Raw genomic sequence first — 21,552 nt, 5'->3', positions numbered from 1 at the left:
CTATGCCTGCCGCCCGTCTCGCCGGCATCTTCACGCCCAACGTCGTCCCCCTCGATCGCGACAGCGAAATCAACGAGGCCGAGCTGCGGCGCTACGTCGACTGGCTGATCGACCGCGGCGTACACGGCCTGTATCCGAACGGCTCGACCGGCGAGTTCACGCGATTCACCTTCGAAGAGCGAATCCGCACGATCGAGATCATCGCCGATCAGGTGAACGGTCGCGTCCCCATCCTCGCCGGCGCCGCGGAGGCGAACGTCCGCGAGACGCTCCGCGCCTGCGAGCGGTATCACGAACTGGGTTGCCGGGCGGTCGCGATCGTGGCGCCCTTCTATTACAAGCTCTCCGAAGAGGGCGTGTACGCCTACTTCAAGGAGATCGCCGACCGCTCGCCGATCGACGTCACGCTTTACAACATTCCGATGTTCGCCTCGCCGATCACAGTGAAGGTGGTGCAGCGCCTGGCCGACGAGTGCGAGAAGGTCGTCGCGATCAAGGACTCCTCCGGCGACCTGCCGCACATGATGCGGATGATCGACGCGATCCGCCCCCATCGCCCCGACTTCGCCTTCCTGACCGGCTGGGACGCGGCGCTGATGCCGATGCTGCTCATCGGCTGCGACGGCGGCACCAACGCCACCTCGGGCATCGTGCCGGAGATCACGCGGAGGCTGTACGAGCTGACGCTCGCCCGCGACTTCGACGCAGCAAAAGACTTGCAGTACCGCCTGCTCCGTCTGTTCGACGCGATGATCCTGTCGTCGGAGTTTCCCGAGGGCTTCCGCGCGGCGCTGCGCCTCCGCGGCATCCGCACCGGCGAAGGCCGTCAGCCCCAGGCGACGGTGCAGAAGGAGCGCCTGGAAGTCCTCAGTCGCGAGCTGCAGTGCCTGCTCGCGCAGGAAGGCTTCGTCGACCAGCCCATCGGCGGCTGCAAGGTCTCCGACATGCCTTCCCTGCCGAACGGCGAGATCGATTCGATCGTCAGCCGCATCGTCGACGCCCTGCGAAAGCAGGGAGCGTAGGCGATCGACTTTCTGTAGGTCAGGCATCGCCTGACGGCTACTTCGGGAAGCCCGCACGGCGCGGGTCGTCCTCCCACGGACCGAACCGTCCCGCCGGACGCTTCTTCCGCGTCGTCAGGCAATGCCTGACCTACCGTTCTGTCTATCGCTGAATGTCATCCTCTCCTCCGGGTGCCACTGGCTCCGCCAGTGCTTTTCCGGAGGCCGCATCGCTCGTGTTGGACGACCTTTCCAGATACAGCACTGGCGGAGCCAGTGGCACCCGAAACTCTTCGTTCAAAATGACGAATAAGGCTTGGTCGACCAGTAGGTCAGGCATCGCCTGACGGCTACTTCGGGAAGCCCGCACGGCGCGGGTCGCCCTCCCACGGACCGAACCGTCCCGCCGGACGCTTCTTCCGCGTCGTCAGGCAATGCCTGACCTACGGGACTACGCGCCGAATCCGCAAGCGGTTTCGCCTAAGAACGCCGCAAGCGTCGCGAATTCTACGTAGCCCCGTCGAGCATTCCGCTCGGCCCGGCGACGAAGAGGAAGCGGATGGCGCTGGATCTGGAACGTGCGGCGAAATGCATGCTGGTCGGCGCCTTTCTCGGCGCCTGGACCGGATCGCGAGCCCTGCTGCGGAATACGACGCTCTTCGGCTTTCCCGGCGACATCGTCCTCGTCGGCGTCGTCGCGGGCGCTGCCGCCGGGTTCCTCGTCGGCCTCATCCTCGGCACCGGCATCTTCGGTGACGCGTGAGCGAACGCCGACGCTCACTCGGGGAGCGTCTCCTCCATCCAGACTCGAAGTTCAGTGATGCCGTCCGCAATCCCCCCCACGTCCGAGAACTCGCTCTCGAGTCGGGCGAGATGCTCTTCCGCTGCTGCCTTGTCGTTCAGGTCGACGTGGGCGGTGATCAGGGTCCAGAGCGTAGCTGCCTGAATCTCTTCGTGTTCCGGATGCTGCCGCAGTATCTCCTCGCCAATCGCGATCGCGCGGCGGGGATCGCGTAGCTCTTCAAGATAGACCTCCGCGATCCGCTGACCGGCCCAGCCGACGAACTCGTCGTCGGGGAAGCGCTTTGCAACCAGACGCAGCGCGCGAACTTCGTCCTTAGGCAGCATCCAGCCGCGGACGCCGTACGTTTCCTGAGCGGCGAAAAACTGATCCTCCGCCGAGTAATGCAGCGCCACTCCGAAGGTCATCGGCTGGTGCGCCCAGGCTGGCGGAACGCGTGCTTCGTCCATGGTGGCCGCGGGCACATGATACGTGAGGTGATACGCGACGATCAGCCACGTAGCGAAGACTCCGTTCCACACGCCATGAGCCACCATCGGGGCGAGCAGCGACCCCCGCCAGAGCGCCAGCGCTCCCAGACAGAGCCCGACCGCGGCTGTCGAGATAGCGACGTCCCAGCCGCGCAGATGCACCGCCCCGAAGAGCGTCGCCTGGAACAGGCAGGCCATGAACGCGCCCGCCCGCGGATAGAGGCTCCCTTGGATGGCGCCGCGGAAGACCAGTTCTTCCGCCAGCGGCGCGAGCAGGGTCGCGACGAACAGGAACTCCCAGCGCGTCAGCAGATCGGAGCGAGCGAGTTCCTGGGCTAGCGGATCGACGGGACGGTAACCCAGCCATGACGCGAACTCGAACCCGATCAAGATGCCGAGGAACGCCGCTACGCCCCAGAACGACTCGACGTACCAGCGCCCGGCGACGAAGAGTTCGCCGATCCGCAGCTTGCGACGTCGCGCGAGGATCAGAACCGTTGCCGCGATGAGGACGTTCGCTAGCGCGTAGCCCAAGTCGAAGCGCTCGAGCAGGATCTCCGGAACGGGGCCGTAGCTCCACAAGGCCCAGACGCCGGCGAAGGAGCCGATCCCCACGGCGAGCGCAATCAGCGCGTCGCGAAGCCGGAACGTCTCCTCGCGATGCCGCGTCCTGATCGGCGACAGCGAATCGTCCGGGAGCTCCTCGTCGACGAACGAGAGAGGTTCGACCGCGGGCGGATAATCGGACTCGCTCAAGTCGCCGCATCCGACAGCTTCTTCTCCCAACCCTTCGCATACTCGCGACCGATGAACGGTTGCAGGTCGGCGGCGGCGCGATCGTCGGCGGGCTTGATGGCGCGGGCAGCGCGGTGGGCGACGTTGCCCCACAGGCAGAGTTCGGTCGAGCGGCGTCCGATCGAGACGTCGGCGTTGGGCCGGCGATTCTCGCGGACGGCGGCGAGGAAGTCGGCGACGTGGAGGTTATCGCCTCCCGGTCCCCCCTTCTTTTCGATCTGCTGATTCCGCTCGTCGAAGAGGGTATAGCCCGAGCCGTCGACGACCATCGTCGGCCCTTCGCCGTGGAAGCTGGCGCCGAACTGGCTGTGCTCGAAGCCGAGCGCCGACCAGCTCAGGCACTCCCAGTGCATCATCTTGCCGTCGTCGAACTTCCACGTAATCAGGTGCGTGTCCGGCGTCTCCTGGTCGTCGTCCCAGCGCAGCTTCTCGCCCGCGCTCGTCACCTCGGTCGGCGTCTCGACGCCCAGTCCCCAGCGGCAGAGGTCGAGCGCGTGAATGCCGTTGTTCCCGAGCTCGCCCGTGCCCCAGCGCCAGAACCAGTGCCAGTTGTAATGCAGGTAGTTGTCGCGGTAGTCGGCCACGTCCGCCGGTCCCTGCCACAGATCGTAATGCAGTCCCGCGGGAACCTCCGCCGCCTGGCCCTGTCCGATCGAAGGCCGGCGGTTGTTGTACCAGCCGCGGGTGTAACGGATCTTGCCGAACTCCCCATCGAGCAGGCGCTGCATCCCTTCCTGAATGGCGGGAAAGCTCCGCCGCTGGGTGCCGACCTGCACGACCCGGTCGTACTTCCGCGCGGCCGACTCGACCCATTCCGCCTCGCGAACGTTATGGGCGAGCGGCTTCTCGACGTAGACGTGCTTCCCCGCCTGGCAGCCCAGGATCGTCGCGGGAACGTGCCAGTGGTCGGGCGTCGCGACGACCAGCACGTCGATGTCCTTGTCGTCCAGTACGCGGCGATAGTCGAACGTCGTCTGCACGTCGGGCGCGACCTTCGCCACCTCCGACTGACGCTTGGCCAGCACGCGTTCGTCGGCGTCGCAGATCGTCTTGATCCGCACGTTGGGCTGACCCGCGAAGGCGGTCGCCAGCGCCGTGCCGCGTCCGTTGCAGCCCATCACCGCGACGGTCAGCGATTCGGCCGCGCTGTTCTGCCCGAAGAGCGACTTCGGCCCGAGCGCGACCGCCGAAAGAGCGCCGGCTGTCACGAGAAACGTACGACGATTAGATTGACGCGACTCGGACATGGCAGGCGTCCTTCTCGTGCGAAGAAGCAGGGCGAACGGGCGGGAAGAATCGAAGAAGATCTCTTCGGGAAGGCTCGGCCATCCTAGAACGATGAAGGAAGCGACGCAACGATGACGACGACACGCAAACCGGCACGCACTCGCGGAATCTTCGTCACCGGGACCGACACCGGCGTCGGCAAGACCTTCGTCGCGGCAGCCATCGCCCGGGCGCTCGTGACGCAGGGTCATCGCGTCGGCGTCTACAAGCCGGTCGCCAGCGGCGCCGTCGACGATGCGAACGGAAACCGCATCGCCGAGGACGCGAAGATCCTGCACGAAGCCGCCGGCGCCAGGCATACGCTTTCCGACGTTTGCCCGCAGGTCTTCCTCGCCCCCCTCTCGCCCCCCCGCGCGGCCGCGGCGGAGAAGAAGCAGGTCGACGCGGCGCTCCTGCGGGAGGGCCTGGCGCGAATCGAAGCCGACAGCGACTTCGTCATCGTCGAAGGCGCGGGCGGCCTGATGTCGCCGCTCGCCGAAGAGGAGTTCAACGCCGACGTCGCCTACGATCTGGGCCTCCCCCTGCTGGTCGTGGTGGAGAATCGGCTCGGCGCGATCAACCAGGCGCTGCAGACGCTGATCGCGGCCAGCGCGTTTCAGGAGAGCATCGAGATCGCCGGCATCGTGCTCAATCAGCCTCGCCCCGCCGCGGACGACGACGCCTCGATCAGCACGAACGCCGCCGACCTGAAGAAGTACTGCGTTCCGCCGCTGCTCGCCGACGTCCGCTACGGCAGCCAGCCGCGTTTCGACGGCATCGACTTCCTCAAGCTCGGCAAGCGCTTTCGTCGGGCAGCGGTGGGCATCGAGGATTGAACATCGCCAGAAGCAGTTCTTCTGAGCGGAGGGCGTGAGCCCTCCGAGTCTTAGCCACGACGATCCATCGAAACTCGGAGGGCTCACGCCCTCCGCTCAGGGCTACAGCAGGTCGCCGCCGTTCATCGGCCCGTCGGCGCTGAGCGCTCGTAGTTCCTGCTGAACTGCATCGACGCCACCCTCGCATGCCACGCGCAACCCCTTCAGCGCCGCGAGTTGTTCCTCGCTGATCGGCACGACCTCGCCAGGCTCGGGCATCGTCGGAACGATACTGCGCTCGATCTCGCGAAGTAGGTCCTCGACGCCTGCGTTAGTAAGCGAACTCACGGCCAGTCCCGCTGGTCGATCGCCCGAATCAGTTAAGGCCAGATCGCTCTTGTGATGAACGACGATCGCCGCAGGCGATGACGCGAGCAGCTCGTCGTACTCGGACAGCCACGGCTCGCTCGCATCGGCCAGCAGCAGCACGAGGTCCGCTGAAGCCATCGCCCGGCGCGTTCTCTCGATCCCTTCTGCTTCCAGGTCGTCGGCGGCGTCGCGCAGGCCGGCGGTATCGCTGAACTCGACCGGCAGTCCCGCCAGCACGCTGCGAACGAGCAGCACATCGCGAGTCGTGCCGGGCTGGTCGTACGCGATCGAGCGCTCGTAGCCGACCAGCCGATTGACCAGGCTGCTCTTGCCGACGTTCGGCGGTCCCGCGAGGACGATCCGCCACGGCTCGACGAGTCGCGATCCCAGCTTCTCGAACGAGAGCGCCCGCTCAATCAAGCTGCGCACGGAATCGATCGCTTCTTCCGGCGAACCGGCAGCGGAAGCGATCGACGCAAGGTCATTCAGCAGCCGCGGCCAGGCGCCCTGGAACTGATCCCACAGAATCCGCGCCGCGAGCGGAGCGGTCGCGAGTTGCAACTGCACGAACGCCTCGCGTCGCCATGCTTCCGGGAACCGACGCTCGATCTCCGCAAGGGGTTCGATCAGGATCGCGCGACCGCTCTCGACGAGGCTTTCGACGATCGCCGTGGGAGCCTGTTCGCCGCCATGACAGTGGATCTCCACCACGCCGGGCTCGACCTGACAGAGAACGACATCCTCCGCGAGAGCGCTCCCTTCGCCGGGCGTACGACGCCAGCGCCCGTACCGGACGCGGCCGATCTCGCGAAGACCTTCCGCCGCGGACGCCTCTCCGTCGAGACGCCGGAAGAACGGCTCTACCGCGGCGACGGCGCCCTCCCCTTCCAGCTTCAGCGCTGCGACGGCGCCGCGACCGCGCGCCGTCAGGCGAACCAGCTTCGGCAAGTCGTCGCCCTGAGATCGATCGACCTCGACGGCGCTCATCGCTCGTCGTCCTGCTCGATCAGACGAACCGCATCGGGCTCGCGATCGCTGGCGAGAAACGTTTCGACGACCCCTTCGAGCGTCAGCGTCTGCACGACCTCCGCGTCGCTTTCGAGACCTTCCGCAAGCATCTCGGCATTGCCGCCCGAGAGAATCCAGCGAGGCTCTGGCAACCCCTGCGTTAGCCGCCGCCCGATCTCGCGCACGGCGCCGACGGTCCCCCATCCGACGCCGGCGTAGATGGCGCATGCGGTATCGCGACCGGGCAGCGGCTCCAGCCGATCGAGTCGCCCCGCCAGATCGGGCAGACGATCCGTTCCGTGATGTAAGGAACCGAGCGCCATGTCGAAGCCGGGCAAGATGGCTCCGCCGGCGAAGACGCCCTCGCGAAGCAGGTTCACCGTGATCGCCGTTCCGGCAAGTACGACCAGACCGCTCGCCCGCGGCCCCCAGCGCTTCGCCGCGGCGACGACGCCCATCCAGCGATCCATCCCGACGCGCTCGGGCGACCTTACGTCGTGATCCAGCGGCACGTCCCGCCAGGTCAGTTCCAACCGGGTATCGTCAGGACGATGCAGGGCCAGCCAGTCGCGCAGGTTCGCCAGTCTCGGCCCATGGACGCTGCTGACGGCCCATACGATCGATTCGGTCGGGAGCGCCAGGTCTTCCCACGGCTGAAAGTTCCCGATCCGCTGCACCTCGCCGGTCCAGCGCCAGCCGGCCGGTCCCGCATCGGGCGCAGCGATCGCGACCTTCGCGGCAGAGTTGCCCAGGTCGACCGCGGCGAGCAGAGGCGGGAGAGAACGCACGGCGATTCAGCGAACGGGAGCGGCGATGCTTCGAATGACCGATCGAACGACTGGCCAGACATGGCCCCGCTTCGATTCGCGGCACATAACGACCGGCCTGGCTCAGTTTAGTCAGCGACGCGTTCCCACGGCAGCCCGTGGCGCAACGCCCGCTCCCGAACGAACACGCTACGCTGAATCGGGTCATCCGCCAATAATCTGCCGATTCCCATTCCTTCGAACTCGAGCAGTCGATGATCTGCATACGTCGGATAAGCGTCGTCCAGCGCCGCATCTTCATCCTGCTGGCCTGCGGTGCGGCAGCGTCGGCGGCGATCTGCTTCTTGTCTCCGCGAGCGAAGGCCGAAGATCCCGCGGTAGCGGAGCGGTCGACGCGACTGCCGCCGGGAGAACTCGGCAAGGCGGTGGAGCTTGGCCGTTCGATCGTGGAGTCGACGAACGAGCACCCGCTATCGAAGCCGTACGTCGGGAACTCGCTCACCTGCAGTTCGTGTCACCTCGACGCCGGTACGAACGCGAACGCCGCGACCTTTCTCGGCACGGCGACCGCGTACCCGGCATGGTCGCCGCGGGAAAAGCAGGTGATCACGCTCGAAGACCGTATCGCGAACTGCTTCATGCGGAGCATGAACGGAACGCGCCCCAAAAGCGGCAGCGAAGTCTCGGTCGCCGTGGCGAGCTATATCACGTGGCTCTCCACGAACGAAAAGATCGGCATGAATGCCGAGGCGCCCCTCGGACCGCGGCGAGTCCCGCCCCTTAACGTCGATCCGTCCAAGGCAGACGCAGAGCGTGGACGAACCTTGTATCAAGAATCCTGCGCCTCCTGTCACGGAGACGAGGGACTGGGGACGGACGACGGTCCGCCGGTGTGGGGCGAAAAATCGTATAACGACGGCGCCGGACTGGCCCATGCCGAGAAGCTGGCCGCCTGGCTCAAGGTCGCCATGCCGCTCGGCGATCCCAGCCTCTCCGAACAGGACGCGCTCGATATCGCCGCCTACGTCGATTCCCAGCCGCGACCGAAGTTCGTTCTCGAAGAGCATCTGCCCCGCGATTGAGTTTCGATCCAGACGTCCGCGTCTCTGCGGATCCCGAATTCGCCTGTTATTGAAAGCGCCTGCACTTGTCGCTGTTCGAGTCCGAAGAACGGGATCGTCGCGAATCGGCCATGCCCTTGGCCGCGCGGATGCGCCCGCGCACGCTGGACGAATTCTCGGGCCAAGAGCACCTGCTCGGAAACGGAAAGATCCTGCGGCGGCTGATTCAGGCCGATCGCGTCGGCTCGGCGATCTTCTTCGGTCCGCCCGGCACGGGGAAGACGACGCTCGCCCGACTGATCGCGACCGAGACGAAGCGAAAGTTCGTCGCCCTCAACGCGGTCGCCGCGACGGTGAAGGAACTCCGCGAGACGATCGCCGACGCGACGAACCGCCTGGAAGCGACAGGCGGCAAGACGCTGCTGTTCATCGACGAGATCCACCGCTTCTCCAAGACGCAGCAGGACGCGATGCTGCCCGCGGTCGAGGACGGCATCGTCACCTTCATCGGGGCGACGACGTCGAATCCCTTCTTCGCGGTGACGGGCGCGCTCGTCTCGCGGAGCCAGATCTTCGCGCTGGAGTCGCTGGCGACCGAAACGCTGGAGCGGCTGCTCGAGCGGGCGCTGGCCGATCGGGAGCGGGGGCTCGGACGCATCCGCACGCAGGTCGAGCCGGGAGCCTTGCGCTTCATCGCAGAGAAGTCCGAAGGCGACGCGCGGCGGGCGCTGGCGACGCTGGAACTGTGCGTCCTGGGATCGGACGCCACGCCGGCGCCGATCACGATCGCCTCCGCCGCGGAGTCGCTAGGCAGGAAGACGATTCCCTACGACGCGGACGGCGACCAGCACTACGACCTTTCGAGCGCCCTGATCAAGAGCCTTCGCGGCAGCGATCCCGACGCGGCGCTCTACTGGCTCGCCCGCATGCTGGAGGGGGGCGAAGACCTTCGCTTCCTCTGCCGGCGGCTGGTCATCTTCGCCAGCGAGGATGTCGGCAACGCCGATCCGCAGGCGCTACCCCTGGCGATGGCGACGTTCCAGGCGTGCGAAACGATCGGGCTTCCCGAATGCCAGCTCACGCTCTCGCAGGCCGTCACTTACCTCGCTTGCGCGCCGAAATCGAACGCCGCGACGCTGGCCATCGGCGAAGCCCGGCACGACGTCCGCGAGGGCAAACTGCTGCCCGTGCCCAAGTTCCTGCGCGACGCTCATTACGGCGGGGCGAAGGGGCTCGGCCACGGCGTAGGCTACCGGTATTCGCATGACGAGCCCGACGCGATCGGGACGCAGGATTACCTCGGCGTCGAGCGGGAATACTATCGCCCCACCGATCGCGGCAAGGAACGCGAGATCGCCGAGCGGCTCCGCCTCGCCCGGGAGCGTCGTCGCGAGGCGAAACAGGGCGGCGGCGGCGTCGAATAGAGCGCGTTCCCGGCGGGAGAACGCCGATCGGTTCTCGATCCGCGAAGGCGTCCGTCGCTTGACGAAAAGCGCGAACGTCGGCTAATCTTTCCTGCTCTGGATCGAAGAGGCGCCTCGCCTCTCGGATTCAAGCGCGGGCATTTAGCTCAGTTGGTTAGAGCACCGCCTTCACACGGCGGGGGTCACAGGTTCGAGTCCTGTAATGCCCACTCTTTTCTCGTCGATCAGCGGGAAAACGCGGGAATTCGCGGCCAGTTCGACCAGATCGTCAGCACGATTTCCGCCGATTCCAGGCGCTGACGCATTGCGGGGAAACTCCGCTTCGAGTTTCGACCCGCGGCTCCGTGCCAGGAGCTCGCTGTCGCTTCGGCGACTGGCGGCAAGGTAAGGTCCTCACGGATCCGCCGTCCATTCGTCGCTTCAGGAAAGCGGCACGCTAAGCCGGCTTTTTTCTGATTCCAGGGTCTGCCTGGCATCTCCGACTTGCTGACGATCGTCGATCGGTCCCGAGTCGTCCCCCTCATCCAGGATGACGCCGTCGGGACGCCTGGTCGACGATCCCGCCTGCGTCATTCCGAAAATGACCGCCGCGAGCAATCCGGCGCCCGCGACAAGCTTCGCCATGTTCCTGATTCGCATCGTTCCCTTCGCGGTTCGAAGACGCCGCAGGTCGGCCTGACGGCCACGAATCCCTGCGCTCGCTCTCCTCATCGACGCGTTCCGCGCCCGCGCTGATCCTCGAACGGCATGCTTTCTTAGGAACCGTTCCGGCCCTGTGCGGAAGCCCGGAGTCATCGTCGCGACCGGCTACTGGTTGAGACGACAGCAATGGTTGAAGCTCCCGCAGCGAACGACGGGGCGCCCCTTTGCCGCGTCGCCCGCTGTGGATGCTGACCGACGCGTAGTCGGACAGTCGTGCCCTGCGCCGTCTCTTCGACCGCCCGCATCGGCAGGGGCAGCCAGCGTTCGACGGGACGTCGCGCGGCGCTGCTTCGCGCTGAAGCCTCATCTAACGAATTAGATGAATTTGCGGATTAGAACGCGGTTTTCGGATTACCGAAGGGCTAGACTCTGACGGTCAAGCCTACGGCTTCTGGGGGGCGAATTTCCTCGTCCGTTCCGTGGTCGACGATCTGGATGGCGGGAGTCAGCGAGATGCAGCGGCGCTTTGCAGGGATCATGCTGGGACTGGCTGGTTGTTGGACGAGTTCGCTCTTCGCTCAAACGGCCGTCGTGCAGAACCTCGGCGTGCTCGATCCGACGGATCCCCGGTCGACCGGAGTCGCCGTATCCGACGACGGTTCGACCGTTACCGGGCAGTCGAATCAGACGAACACCGCCCCTTTGCGCCGGCACGTTTTCTGGTGGACGGCGGCGTCCGGAATGGTCGATCTCGGCGGCGTTGCCGCTGCGTCGGTTCCGGATCGCTATGCCGAAGGGACCGGTCTCTCGCCCAATGGTTCCGTGGTCATCGGCTGGGGAGAGGCTTCAGGCATCGACGATTGGAGGGCGTTTCGTAGCGACCCCTCCTCCGGATCGGTGATTTTACCGGCTTTGAGCGGCATCGACGGAGTCGCTAGGCCGACTGACGTGTCCGACTCCGGGACGATCGTCGTCGGTTTCGGCCGAGCGCCTTTCGTAGATAATCACGCGATCCTCTGGAACGGGGTCACGCCGACCGATCTGGGGACGATTTCCGACGCCGTCGGCAATAGCGCTGCGACCGCCATTTCAGGGAACGGCTCGGTGATCGTCGGGGCTTCGTTCAACGGCAGCGAAGGGCATGCCTGCATCTTCCGCGGTCCGGGCGTTCCGGTACACGACCTAGGGGTCTTGAATGTCTCCGATACGTATAGTCAGGCTCAGGACGTTTCCACCGACGGCAACATCGTCGTCGGCTACTCCCAAGTCGAACTTACGAGCACGAACAGCGCGTTCGTCTGGACGCAGGCGGAGGGGATGAAGGGCCTGACGCCCGTGGACAACGTCGGAACCGCATACGCCAACGCCGTCTCCGCGAACGGCAGCACGATCGTCGGAGCGAGCGATAATAATTCGCGACCGGGCGGAACCGCCGCCATCTGGCTGAACCGACAGCCGCGGCAACTGTACGACCTGCTCAAGACCGTCTACGGCGCCGATCTGTCGGCTTGGACGTCGTTCGACTTAATTAACGACTGCTCCGACGACGGGCGTGTCCTCGTCGGCACGGGCACGACCTCCGCCGGACACGAGGCCGCCTTCCGTATCGTCCTGGTGCCGAACAGGGCGCCGACGGTCGCGGGCCTCGCAGCCAGGTCCGTCGAAGGGAGCGGCGCGGTCACGAACGTGCTACTGACGGCGATCGCGAACGATCCGGACGCCGCCGATCGTCTGACGGTGCATTGGTTCGTGGGAGAGACGCTACGGCAGACGGTTACGAACGTTGTCCCCGGCTCGGCCTCCGACTTCGTCTTCAGCTATCCCGCCGGCGCGAGCCTTGTCCGCGTGGTCGTCAGCGACGGCAAGGCGAACGGCGAAGCGAGCACGACCGTCACGGTCAGCGACACTAAATCGCCGATCGTCATCGTCGCCGCCGACCTCGTCGCGAAGGTCGACCCGGGCGAGCTTTTCGCGACGGTCGCGCTGGCGCCGCCGAGCGTCACCGACGTCGTCGATCCTGCGCCCGCGGTGACCAACGACGCTCCTGCGAAGTTCCCGCTCGGGACGACGAACGTCCTCTGGACCGTGCGCGACAAGGCGAACAACGTCGCGACCTCGACGCAGCGAGTCACCGTCGTCAACGCGCCTCCGCTCGCCAGCGCAGGTCGCGACCTGGTGCGGAAGAGCAAAAAGCCCAAGCTGCGCGTCGCGGTCAGCGGACTTCGTTCGAGCGATCCGGACGGGCACACGCTGACGTACGCCTGGTCCGCGCCGGGCGTACGCTTCGCCGCTCCCGCCGCCGGCAAGACCAGCGGTCTGTTCAAGGTCGGCAAGAGGACGAAGGTCAAGCTGACGATCACCGACGAAGCGGGCGCCGTCTCGGTCGACACGCTGATCGTCAACGTGAAGAAGCTGGTCAAGAAGCGACCCTCCGCGATGGTCGCCGACGCCGCGCTTCGCGAATCGTACGTCAACGCCGCTGCGAGCGTCGCCAGGGGCCAGGGCGGTTCGGTCGCCGCCGCGGGCATGAGCTACGCCGCGGCGGCTTACTTCCTGGGGACGCTCGCTGGCGACGACGGATCCGCCGACGCGACGGGCGACTACCTCGCGCTCCGCCTGCGACAGTCGCAGCTCTCGAGCCTGGCGCACGAACGCTTCGCCGAAGCCTACGCGCTCGGCGGCGATCAGTACGCGCTCACCGCGAGCATGTACGCCTACAGCGGCGCCGCCTACTCGCAGGCCGATCTCTCCAATCGAGAAATGGCCGACGTCGCCGAAACGGAAGTCGAGCGTTTCTTCGAATAGACCGTCCGAGGCGAATCTCTCCCCGACTCGCCTGCAAGGCTTCGGCGCGCGTTCCGCGCCGGAGCCTTTTTCGATTCGGCTGCGAGCGACGGCTACGACGCCGTCTCTTCCACCGCCCGCATCAGCAGGGGCAGCCAGCGTTCGACGGGACGCCGCGTGCCGGCGAAGTCGGGGTGCAGGAAGATGCGGACCTTCTTCACGTACCGGTCGAACTGCTCCCGGGCGAGCGTCTCGACGACGGGCGACGAATCGGCCAGCGGTCGAAAGCCGCGATCGGGGCTGCCGACGTCGATCGCGAACTGCACCTCCAGCTTCTGCGGCGGCGCATCGATCAACAGCGCGGCGGGCGGAAGCTTCGTGCCCGCGTCCGCTTCCCAAAGTTCTTGAAAGCGCTCGCTGCAGCGCACGATCCATGCGAACGGTCGGCGAGCGATCGCGTCGTAGACCTCCTGTCCGTCGCGATACGAAAATTCGCCGACGCGTTTGAACAGTCGCCGTCGATCGCCGAACAGTCCCTCCGCCAGCGGCGCGACGCCGAGGGGAGCGGCGCCGCGAAGCGCCTGCTCTTCGAACTGACGATCCGTGGCCGTCAGCGATTCGTCCAGCGGTCCGACCTGGGCCAGCGCATAGACCAGCCGTTGCAGCATGGCGGTCGCGGACCGGACTGCGTGATGCCAGTAGACTTCGCTGAACATTACGTACCGCGCGAAGACCATCATCTCCGCGGCGGTGCGACCCTTCGGCGTGATGGCCAGCCGCGAGTCGGCCGGATTCAAAATCAGGCTGCCGATCAGCCGCTGGGCGTCGAAGTTCCTTCCGTAGGGAACGCCGGCGTGCAGCGAATCTCGGTACAGATAGTCCATCTTGTCGACGTCGACCGGCCCGGAAAGCAGGCTCTGCAGCACCTTTTCCTCGACCGACTCGCCCCGATTCTCGAGCAGCCGGGCGACGTCCTCGGTCTCCACGCCCCAGTCGCGGCGAAGGGCCCTCGACAGGTCCTCGTCGAGAAGCCGCTCCTTCGCGAGCGCCTCGTGCCGCGGCGAACCGGGCAGGCGCATGTCTTCGATGGGATGGCAGAAGGGCCAGTGTCCTACGTCATGCAGCAGCGCCGCGACGAGGAACCGTTCGGCGCCCTCGCGCGTGACGCGCTCGGCGAACTCCCCTTGCAGCGAAAGTTGCCGGAGAAAGAGCGACGCGTTGCGAAGGACGCCCAGCGAATGCTCGAACCGCGTGTGCGTCGCGCCGGGAAAGACGAGCCCGACGAGGCCCGTCTGCGAAACCTTCGCCAGTCGGCGGAACGGCGGCGAATCGACGATCGCCCGAACGCGGTCGGTGAACGGAACGTCGAGCTGGTCGGGGATACGGACCTTGGAGATCGGACCGTCGAACGCGGCGACTTCAGGGATGGAATGCATGCCGTCCGTTCGCTTCCGCCCCTGAGCGGGGGACGACAGTCCCCCGAGATCGAGATATTCCGTTCGTGCAGGGACACGGAGGGCTGACGCCCTCCGCTCGCCTGGGAGGACTAGAACGCGTCCAGACCCATGATCAGTCGCATCGCGACGCAGAGCGCGATGTAGAGTCCGCCGTGCAGCAGGCCCTTCACGTAATCCAGATTGAAGCTGGCCGTGGCCGCGACGCCGGCGACGAGGATCATCACGGGGGCATAGATCGCGATCTCGTACAGGGCGAGCGGGTTCCCCGGACCGTGCTCGAAGACGAAGACCTTGAACACCCACACGAGCCCCCACAGCGCCGTATAGCAGGCAGCGCAGATGAGCGAGCGGAGCAGCGCCTCGCGGACCGGCATCTTCTCGATGTCGGCGGTCTCCAGCGCCCGGAAGCCGTAGTACGACGCGGGGATGCCGACGAGGAACGCCCCGATCGCCAGCGCCATCAGCGAGGGCAACGTCAGGCCGATCTCGCGTCCCCGCGAATCGACGTCCATGTCCAGCACGGCGAACCGCAGCACAAGCGCACCGACCAGGATCGCGACGAACGATCCGACGCCGATACCGATCGCGAGCGGCGAGACGCCCTTGTCCTCGCGGAAGATCGGCTGCGGAATCGCACGATAGCCGCCAGGGGCATTCGTCCCTTCGACGGCTCCGGCGCCAGGGGCGCCATGGATGACGACCTCCTGCTCCTTCGTGGGGATCTGGATGACCGCCTTGCACTTGGGGCACGGCCCTTTGCGACCGGCGAACTGCTCGCTGACCTTGAAGCGGGTTTTGCACCCCGTGCAGATGACTTGAATAGCCATGGCGGACGTCGGATCGACGCGGTTGCGAGCGCGGCAGAGACGAGGGCGAACGAGGCGACTGCGGCGCGGGAGCCGCTGCTCTCGCGCGAAACGCCGCCGGCGAACCCCGACCGGACGGAGCGCCTGCATCGCCGACGGACCGGACGAGAAGTCGCCCTAGTTTGTCGGAACGTGCCGAAAGATCAAGCACGCGTCGCCGGTCGGCGTGCCGCAGCTCGCGCGTCTAGCCGTCGAATGGTCCGAGCGCCATGGCTGGCTGGTCCAGCCGTGCAATGCAGCGAAAACCGATTCAACCCGGAAAGCGAGTTCGGCTCGAATCCGTCTCTTCGACGGAGACGGAATGCTTCAGGAAGCGACGATCTGAAGGGACGAACTATCGCGGGCGCCCTCACGGCTGGGCGAGCCAGCCATGGCACACGAAGAATTCTCGACGTTCGGCGGCAACGTACTTATCGACCCTGAGCGGCGGCGTCCTGTTGCAGCATACCGACGGTCGCCTCGAAGATCCGTTTCTTCGCGTCGCCTTCGAGGCCCTGCCAGACGCCGCGGACGACGCCCTGGCGATCGATCAGGACGACCGAGGGGGTCGATTCCAGGCCGAAGGCGGCCATCGTTTCCGCACGCGGATCGAGTCCCAGTTCGCCGTCGTAGCCGATCCGCTTCGCGAAGGCGTCGATCTGATCCTGGGTTTCGCCGACGTTCAGCGCCACGATCCGCACGCCCTTCTTTCCGAACTCGGCGGCGTAGTTCCGCAGGTCGGGCATCGCTTCCGCGCTCGGCGCCGCCCAAGTGGCCCAGAAGAGCAGCACGACCGGCGTCTTGCCCTTGAGTTCGCCGAGCGAGACGACCGAGCCGTCCATCGCCTGCCACGCAGCGCCGGGAGCGGCTTGGCCGGTCAGACGATCTCCGCCCGGCGCGGTGCGGCCCGTCAGGTCGAAGACGCGTTCGAATCCCGGGGTGGGCGCCGTCGTGAAAGTTTCCGGCGCCGGACGCGCATCGAAGTTCCAGCGCAGGCTCGTCGACGTTCGCATCGTGAAGGCGCCGCCTCCTGCCAGGGGCACGTTGACGACGCTGTTGCGGGCGACCGGCACGACGCGCGGGCCGGAGGTGACGAAGAGTTCCACCAGCGAGCCGTCAGCCAGCGTCAGCGTCCAGGTTTGCAGTTTCTGACCGTCTTGCTCGACCACCGGTCCTTCGACCGCGCTGAGCGCCTGCGCCGCGAGCGCGCCGTGCAGATCGGAGCGCAGGAGGAAGTCGATCCCGGCGGAGCGCAGCGCGGGAAGCGTCACTCCGTCGGCTTCGATGCCGGCACGGGGATCGCCCGCGACCGCGTCGAGACTGTAAGCCTTTCGACCGCCGAGTTCGCGGAGGATGTAGGAACCGTTTGCGATGACGCGGTAGTTCGCTCCCTCTCCCCCCTGCGCGGCGATCGAGAGGGCGAGCCAGTTCGGATTCTGCATCACCAGTCGCGCGGTCGTCGCGCCTTCGCTCGTCTGCCCCTGCTGCTCGGCAGCCCAGCGAGTTTCAGCCGCGACTTCGTACGCAGGCGCTTCGGCGAGCGTCTGTCCGAACGCCCGGAGCGTGGCCTCGAAGCGGCCCAGTCCGTCCGCGGCGCCTGACGGTACGGTACTCGCCTCGACCTGGACGAGCGCGGGCCCCTGTTGGGAGATCGCGACGCCGGATGAGGCGCTCAGGACCGACAAAGACAGGGCGAAGATCGACAGGCGGCGCATGGCGGGAATCCTCGAACAGACGAACGAATCTTCGGCGGCGGGAGCGTCGGTCGAACGAACCGACGCGTGAAGCGGAAACTCAGCCCCCTGCCGCTGCCGCGTTGAGCCGGCTGAGCGCCTGGCTCAGTCGGTCGAGCGTCGGCAGGTTCTGCAATCCCGCCGTGCTTTGAGCCTTCCTCCAGTACGACTTCGCCTGGGCGTAGTCGCCGTTGGAGTCGGCGATCCGCTCCCATAGTTGCTGAGCCGTTCCGCCCGCGAGCGAGGTCTGGTTCACGGCGTCCATGGCGCTGCGCAGCGAACGGAGTTCGTCCTGCATGCTCTGCACGTGGAACGAGTAGAACGCGTAGGGACCGACCGCCGCGACGAGCGCGTCGCACTCGGCCTGGACGGCGGCGACCGCGTCGCGGATGCGCTGGGTCTTCGTCCAGTCGGTCTGCGTCGGGCTCGACCAGTCGACCGGCTGAATCACGGGAGGTTGCGACGGAACGAAGGGAGCGCTGACGCCAGCGACGGACAGAACCGCATCGAGCGACTGCACCGTGTGGTACCAGGAGTTCGTGATGCGGGAGTCGACGGCGCTGCGTTGCAGACCCGCGGTTACGACCGAGCCCTGCGTTCGGAGCGACGCCAGATCCGCCTGAACGTCCGCCCGGGCGGCGCTGGTCCGCAGCCTCGTCCTCGCGGCGTCCGTCTGCACGGCGAAGGCGTCGAGATCGTTTTGCACGCGGACGAATTCGTAATCGCGGAGCCCCGACGTGCGGGCGATCAGCGCCGTCTCCCGTGCATGGCTGGCCAAGTGTTCGAGCCCCTGATCGATCCGCATGACTGTCTGGGAATCGTAGCCGTTGACGATCGGCACGAGCGGAGGCTTCGCGACCGGACCGCCCGACAGCGAGGAACCGATCGAGCGAATCAGCTCTTCCGCCTGGGACAGGTAATAGCCGGAACTCGGCGCCGTCGCTTGCGAAGAAGTCAGCGCTCCTCGGAGCGAATCGGCGGATTTCACGAGATTCTGCTGCGCGGCCAGCGCGCCTGCGGGATCTCGCGCGGGGTCGGAAAGCACGCCGCGGTAGGATGCGGCCGACGCTTCCAGGTTGGTCGCCTGCACCTTCACGAGCCAGTTACGCGTTCCGGGCAGTTCCGTCGAAACAGATTCCGATAGCAGCTTCGTGGTCGTCACTAGCCGGTTCGCGAGAGTCGCCATGCCGCTGTTAACCGGCACCGAAGGCGAGTTCGACGGGACCGAAGCGCCCGAAGCGGTCAGGAATTCCTTCGACCAGCGAATGCGGTCGTTGCCGAGCTGCGTCAGCCGGACGAGCCAGGCGTTTCGCTCCGCCTCGGAAGGCGTGCGGTTCTGCACCATCGCGTAGGCGCCGTCGATCCAGGCGGCGGCGTCGCGCTTATGGCGATTGAAATAGGCCTCGCTGCCGAGAACGCCCGCTTGCACGTCGTTGGCTGGGGCGCCGCGGTTCAGTTGATCGATCCAGTACCGCAACTCGTCGGACGACGGATCGCGACCGAGATAGCGCTGGTGAATCTGTTTGACGAACGAAGCGGGCTCGACGGTCTGTGCGACGGCGGGCGCAGCCGACGCCGAAGCGATGACGAGAAGACCGACGAGAAAGGCGGCGAGTCGCATGACAGCCTCCGCTGCTTCGAGACATCCCTGATCGACTATTTCAGGCTCCGCGACGCCGCGCGATGCGAAACCCAACGGCGGTCACTCTACCGCACGCCCTACTACGGACCTAGACGAGTCTTCGTTCGCCGAGATCGCGATAAGCGTCAACGGCGCAACGTGCAGAGCGGGCGAATGGAAAAGGCCACATCGATTCATGAGGTCCGGTAACCCACTTTCGTAAACCCCTTCCGATTAGGGGCTTATTAACGTCTTGAGGTTTTCTTCGGATTTTCAGAATTTTAAGGGCATGGCTTTTTGTATAGCACTAGAAGAAGTCCCTGCCGTGATTGAGGGGGTCACCGGAGAGGATAAATCCCGCGACGCTTTGAGTTTAAGGGCTCTTTAAGAACTACGAACGCATCGGCGGAGGGGCCTGCCGTCATCGCGACAGCATGTGCCTGCTAGCGCTAGGAGGCGGCGCATCTCGTGTCGTACCCACGACATGATGCGTCCCTATTGGGCGTCCGGAGCGACAGGGCTAAAACCACGCTCGCTCGCTGAGGAGAGCCGCCGACACAGCGATTCGAATCGCCGCCGGGTTCGCCCGACTTCGATCCGCGACGCAGCGCTCGAACAGCCTCGAAGGCGAACGCAGAAGGGATTGTCTGTTTCTCGGCCCGCTTCGACGCACACTGCACGAAGTCTCCGGATAGCTCCGCATCGCCGACGGTCAGGGACGACCGGGTACGAGACGCCAGCTTCGGCGCTCTCGCTCGCTCCCTCTTTGACTCGTCCCTCCGACCTGTTCGGCGACGGAACGCCTCTTTCGAGGATCCCGGGTACGCTTCTGCCCTGCGACGGAGCGGTCCAACTCTGGCCCTAAAACGAGGGATCGTTCGCTATGTCGTGCAAGCCCATCATCGGCGTGAACATGGATTATCGCCCCGCCACGGATTCGGCGCCGGCGATTTCTTACCTGCCCGCTCGCTACATCGACTGCATCAGCGCTGCGGAAGGCGTGCCCGTCGTCATCCCTCAGTTCGAGGACGAAGACGAACTCCATGCGACGCTCGATCGGCTGGACGCCTTCGTGATGATCGGAGGCGGCGACCTCGATCCGCGCCGCGACGGCTATCTGATGCACCCGGCGGTTCGCCCGATGAACCCCCGTCGCGAGAGCTTCGATCGCATGCTGATCGACTGCCTCGCCGAGCGTCGCATTCCGGTGCTGGCCATCGGCGTCGGCATGCAGCTCCTGAACATCTCGCAGGGGGGCAACCTGTTCTACCATCTGCCGGAAGACATGCCGGAAGCCCTGCCCCACCGCGATTCGCAGGATCGCAACCATCGTCACGGCCTGGACGTCGTTCCCGGCACGCTGATGGAACGCGTTTACGGCGACGGCGAGGTCCGCGTCAATAGCTCGCACCACATGGCGATCGACGAACTCGCCCCCGGCTTCCGCGTCACCGCCCGCTGCCCGGACGGCGTGATCGAAGCGATCGAGTCCGAGATGCACGACTGGTTCGCCGTCGGCACGCAGTTCCATCCGGAAGCCGAGAGCGCCTCCGCGCTCGACATCGGCATCTTCGAGGAGTTCGTGAAGGGCGTTCGCCAGGCGGTCTCGTCCGGCGCCCGGCAGACGAACTCCGCACCCGCGAACGCCAAGGCTCGCGCGTAGGTCGTTCGGGGCGACGCCTCGACGAGCGGGAGATCCACCGATGGATCGACAGACCTCCCGCTTCGAAACGGGTGATGCAGTTAAGGCTGGATGACGACTTTGACGCAGCCGTCCTTCTTGGCGCGGAAGGTCTTGTACATGGAGGGGCCTTCCTCCAGCGAGACGGTGTGCGTGATGACGAACGAAGGATCGATTTCGCCCGCCTCGATCTTCGCCAGCAGCGGCGGCATGTACTTGTGCATGTGGGTCTGACCCGACTTCATCGTCAGACCCTTGTTCATGAACGCCCCCATCGGGAACTTGTCGGGAAAGCCGACGTAGACGCCCGGCACGGAAATCGTGCCTCCCTTGCGACAGCAGAAGATGGCTTCGCGCAGGACGTGCACCCGGTCGGTCGTCAGCATCATCGCGTTCTTGACGCGATCGTAGACGCTGTCGAGCGTACCCGTTCCGTGCGCCTCGCACCCGACCGCGTCGATGCACCGGTCGGGCCCGCGCCCGTTCGTCATTTCCATCAGCGCTTCGTAGACGCTCGTTTCGGAAAAGTCGATCGTCTCCGCGCGGCACTGGTTGCGCGCCTTCTCCAGTCGCTCGGGCACGCGGTCGATGCCGATCACGCGTCCCGCGCCGAGCATCCAGGCGCTCTGGATCGCGAAGAGACCTACCGGCCCCAGTCCCCAGACGGCGACCGTATCGCCCGGCTCGATCTCGGCGTTTTCCGCCGCCATGTAGCCGGTCGGGAAGATGTCCGACAGAAACAGGACCTTCTCGTCGGGCAGATCGGATTCGATCTTGAGCGGTCCGACGTCGGCGTAGGGGACGCGAAGGTACTCCGCCTGACCGCCGGCGAAGCCGCCCGTGAGATGGGAATAGCCGAACATCCCTGCAGGCGAATGCCCCATCATCTTCTTCGCCATCTCGGCGTTCGGATTCGAGACGTCGCAGCAGGAGTAAAGCTGCTTTTCGCAGAACCAGCAGTGACCGCACGAGATCGTGAAAGGAACGACGACGCGGTCCCCCTTCTTGAGC

General features: G+C 65.9%; 17 protein-coding genes and 1 tRNA gene (1 of these 18 cut by a window edge). 8 read left to right on the top strand and 10 right to left on the bottom strand.

The window, feature by feature from the left end; genetic code table 11:
• The first annotated feature begins 2 nt into the window (after positions 1–2).
• Together SH602x_RS14615 and SH602x_RS14610 are read left to right on the top strand one after the other, a co-directional pair.
• A complete protein-coding gene (locus tag SH602x_RS14615) occupies positions 3–1,022 on the top strand; it encodes a dihydrodipicolinate synthase family protein (protein WP_479473007.1) in 1,020 nt (339 codons plus the stop codon).
• A 538-nt stretch (positions 1,023–1,560) separates the two neighbouring features.
• Positions 1,561–1,764, top strand: coding sequence for a hypothetical protein (locus SH602x_RS14610; protein WP_479473006.1), 204 nt, complete (start codon positions 1,561–1,563; stop codon positions 1,762–1,764).
• Between the two features lie 14 nt (positions 1,765–1,778).
• Here the strand turns inward: SH602x_RS14610 and SH602x_RS14605 are convergent, their stop codons facing one another.
• Positions 1,779–3,029, bottom strand: a complete 1,251-nt coding sequence (locus tag SH602x_RS14605) for a CPBP family glutamic-type intramembrane protease (protein ID WP_479473005.1) — start codon at positions 3,027–3,029, stop codon at positions 1,779–1,781.
• Positions 3,026–4,315: a Gfo/Idh/MocA family protein gene (locus SH602x_RS14600; RefSeq protein ID WP_479473004.1), complete on the bottom strand. Its 1,290-nt coding sequence runs from the start codon at positions 4,313–4,315 to the stop codon at positions 3,026–3,028. The genes SH602x_RS14605 and SH602x_RS14600 overlap by 4 nt, the downstream gene beginning before the upstream one ends.
• A gap of 111 nt (positions 4,316–4,426) precedes the next feature.
• Between SH602x_RS14600 and bioD the strand changes: the two genes are divergently transcribed.
• Positions 4,427–5,170 carry a dethiobiotin synthase gene (gene bioD / locus SH602x_RS14595; protein WP_479473003.1) on the top strand — a complete coding sequence of 248 codons (744 nt, stop codon included), beginning with the start codon at positions 4,427–4,429 and terminating at the stop codon, positions 5,168–5,170.
• A gap of 102 nt (positions 5,171–5,272) precedes the next feature.
• On the opposite strand, the gene SH602x_RS14590 is transcribed toward bioD, so the two are convergent.
• Both SH602x_RS14590 and SH602x_RS14585 read right to left on the bottom strand, forming a co-directional pair.
• Complete coding sequence (locus SH602x_RS14590; protein WP_479473002.1) at positions 5,273–6,505, bottom strand: GTPase; 1,233 nt, start codon at positions 6,503–6,505, stop codon at positions 5,273–5,275.
• The gene (locus SH602x_RS14585) at positions 6,502–7,314 is read right to left on the bottom strand and encodes a type III pantothenate kinase (RefSeq protein WP_479473001.1); all 813 of its coding nucleotides are present in this window, start codon (positions 7,312–7,314) and stop codon (positions 6,502–6,504) included. The genes SH602x_RS14590 and SH602x_RS14585 overlap by 4 nt, the downstream gene beginning before the upstream one ends.
• A 233-nt stretch (positions 7,315–7,547) precedes the next feature.
• Here SH602x_RS14585 and SH602x_RS14580 point away from each other — a divergent pair, with 233 nt between their 5' ends.
• From SH602x_RS14580 to SH602x_RS14570, 3 genes are all read left to right on the top strand, one after another.
• Positions 7,548–8,375: a c-type cytochrome gene (locus SH602x_RS14580; RefSeq protein WP_479473000.1), complete on the top strand. Its 828-nt coding sequence runs from the start codon at positions 7,548–7,550 to the stop codon at positions 8,373–8,375.
• 110 nt (positions 8,376–8,485) lie between these two features.
• On the top strand, positions 8,486–9,778 hold the full coding sequence (locus SH602x_RS14575; protein ID WP_479472999.1) for a replication-associated recombination protein A: 1,293 nt from the start codon (positions 8,486–8,488) through the stop codon (positions 9,776–9,778).
• A 135-nt stretch (positions 9,779–9,913) separates the two neighbouring features.
• Positions 9,914–9,987: transfer RNA gene (locus tag SH602x_RS14570), tRNA-Val, on the top strand.
• A gap of 211 nt (positions 9,988–10,198) precedes the next feature.
• On the opposite strand, the gene SH602x_RS14565 is transcribed toward SH602x_RS14570, so the two are convergent.
• Positions 10,199–10,402 (bottom strand): hypothetical protein, encoded by a 204-nt coding sequence (locus tag SH602x_RS14565; protein ID WP_479472998.1) that lies wholly within the window; start codon positions 10,400–10,402, stop codon positions 10,199–10,201.
• Positions 10,403–10,915: 513 nt separating this feature from the next.
• Between SH602x_RS14565 and SH602x_RS14560 the strand changes: the two genes are divergently transcribed.
• Positions 10,916–13,225 carry an HYR domain-containing protein gene (locus SH602x_RS14560; RefSeq protein ID WP_479472997.1) on the top strand — a complete coding sequence of 770 codons (2,310 nt, stop codon included), beginning with the start codon at positions 10,916–10,918 and terminating at the stop codon, positions 13,223–13,225.
• Positions 13,226–13,317: 92 nt separating this feature from the next.
• Here the strand turns inward: SH602x_RS14560 and SH602x_RS14555 are convergent, their stop codons facing one another.
• From SH602x_RS14555 to SH602x_RS14540, 4 genes are all read right to left on the bottom strand, one after another.
• Positions 13,318–14,640: an HD domain-containing protein gene (locus SH602x_RS14555; RefSeq protein ID WP_479472996.1), complete on the bottom strand. Its 1,323-nt coding sequence runs from the start codon at positions 14,638–14,640 to the stop codon at positions 13,318–13,320.
• Between the two features lie 110 nt (positions 14,641–14,750).
• Positions 14,751–15,488, bottom strand: a complete 738-nt coding sequence (locus SH602x_RS14550) for a hypothetical protein (protein WP_479472995.1) — start codon at positions 15,486–15,488, stop codon at positions 14,751–14,753.
• 449 nt (positions 15,489–15,937) lie between these two features.
• Positions 15,938–17,221 (bottom strand): redoxin domain-containing protein, encoded by a 1,284-nt coding sequence (locus tag SH602x_RS14545; RefSeq protein ID WP_479472994.1) that lies wholly within the window; start codon positions 17,219–17,221, stop codon positions 15,938–15,940.
• A 79-nt stretch (positions 17,222–17,300) separates the two neighbouring features.
• Positions 17,301–18,860 carry a DUF4214 domain-containing protein gene (locus tag SH602x_RS14540; protein WP_479472993.1) on the bottom strand — a complete coding sequence of 520 codons (1,560 nt, stop codon included), beginning with the start codon at positions 18,858–18,860 and terminating at the stop codon, positions 17,301–17,303.
• An 883-nt stretch (positions 18,861–19,743) separates the two neighbouring features.
• Here SH602x_RS14540 and SH602x_RS14535 point away from each other — a divergent pair.
• Positions 19,744–20,523, top strand: coding sequence for a gamma-glutamyl-gamma-aminobutyrate hydrolase family protein (locus SH602x_RS14535; protein WP_479467664.1), 780 nt, complete (start codon positions 19,744–19,746; stop codon positions 20,521–20,523).
• Between the two features lie 80 nt (positions 20,524–20,603).
• Here SH602x_RS14535 and SH602x_RS14530 read toward each other — a convergent pair whose 3' ends face one another.
• On the bottom strand, positions 20,604–21,552 hold the 3' portion of the coding sequence (locus SH602x_RS14530; RefSeq protein ID WP_479472992.1) for a zinc-dependent alcohol dehydrogenase. It continues 224 nt past the right edge of the window; 949 of the gene's 1,173 nt are visible here — the last part of the coding sequence; its start codon lies beyond the right edge, outside the window; its stop codon occupies positions 20,604–20,606.

It is taken from the genome of Lignipirellula cremea (genome assembly GCF_056501455.1).
The sequence above is the reverse complement of the archived record's forward strand: the minus strand, read 5'-3'. Positions and strand labels throughout refer to the sequence as shown.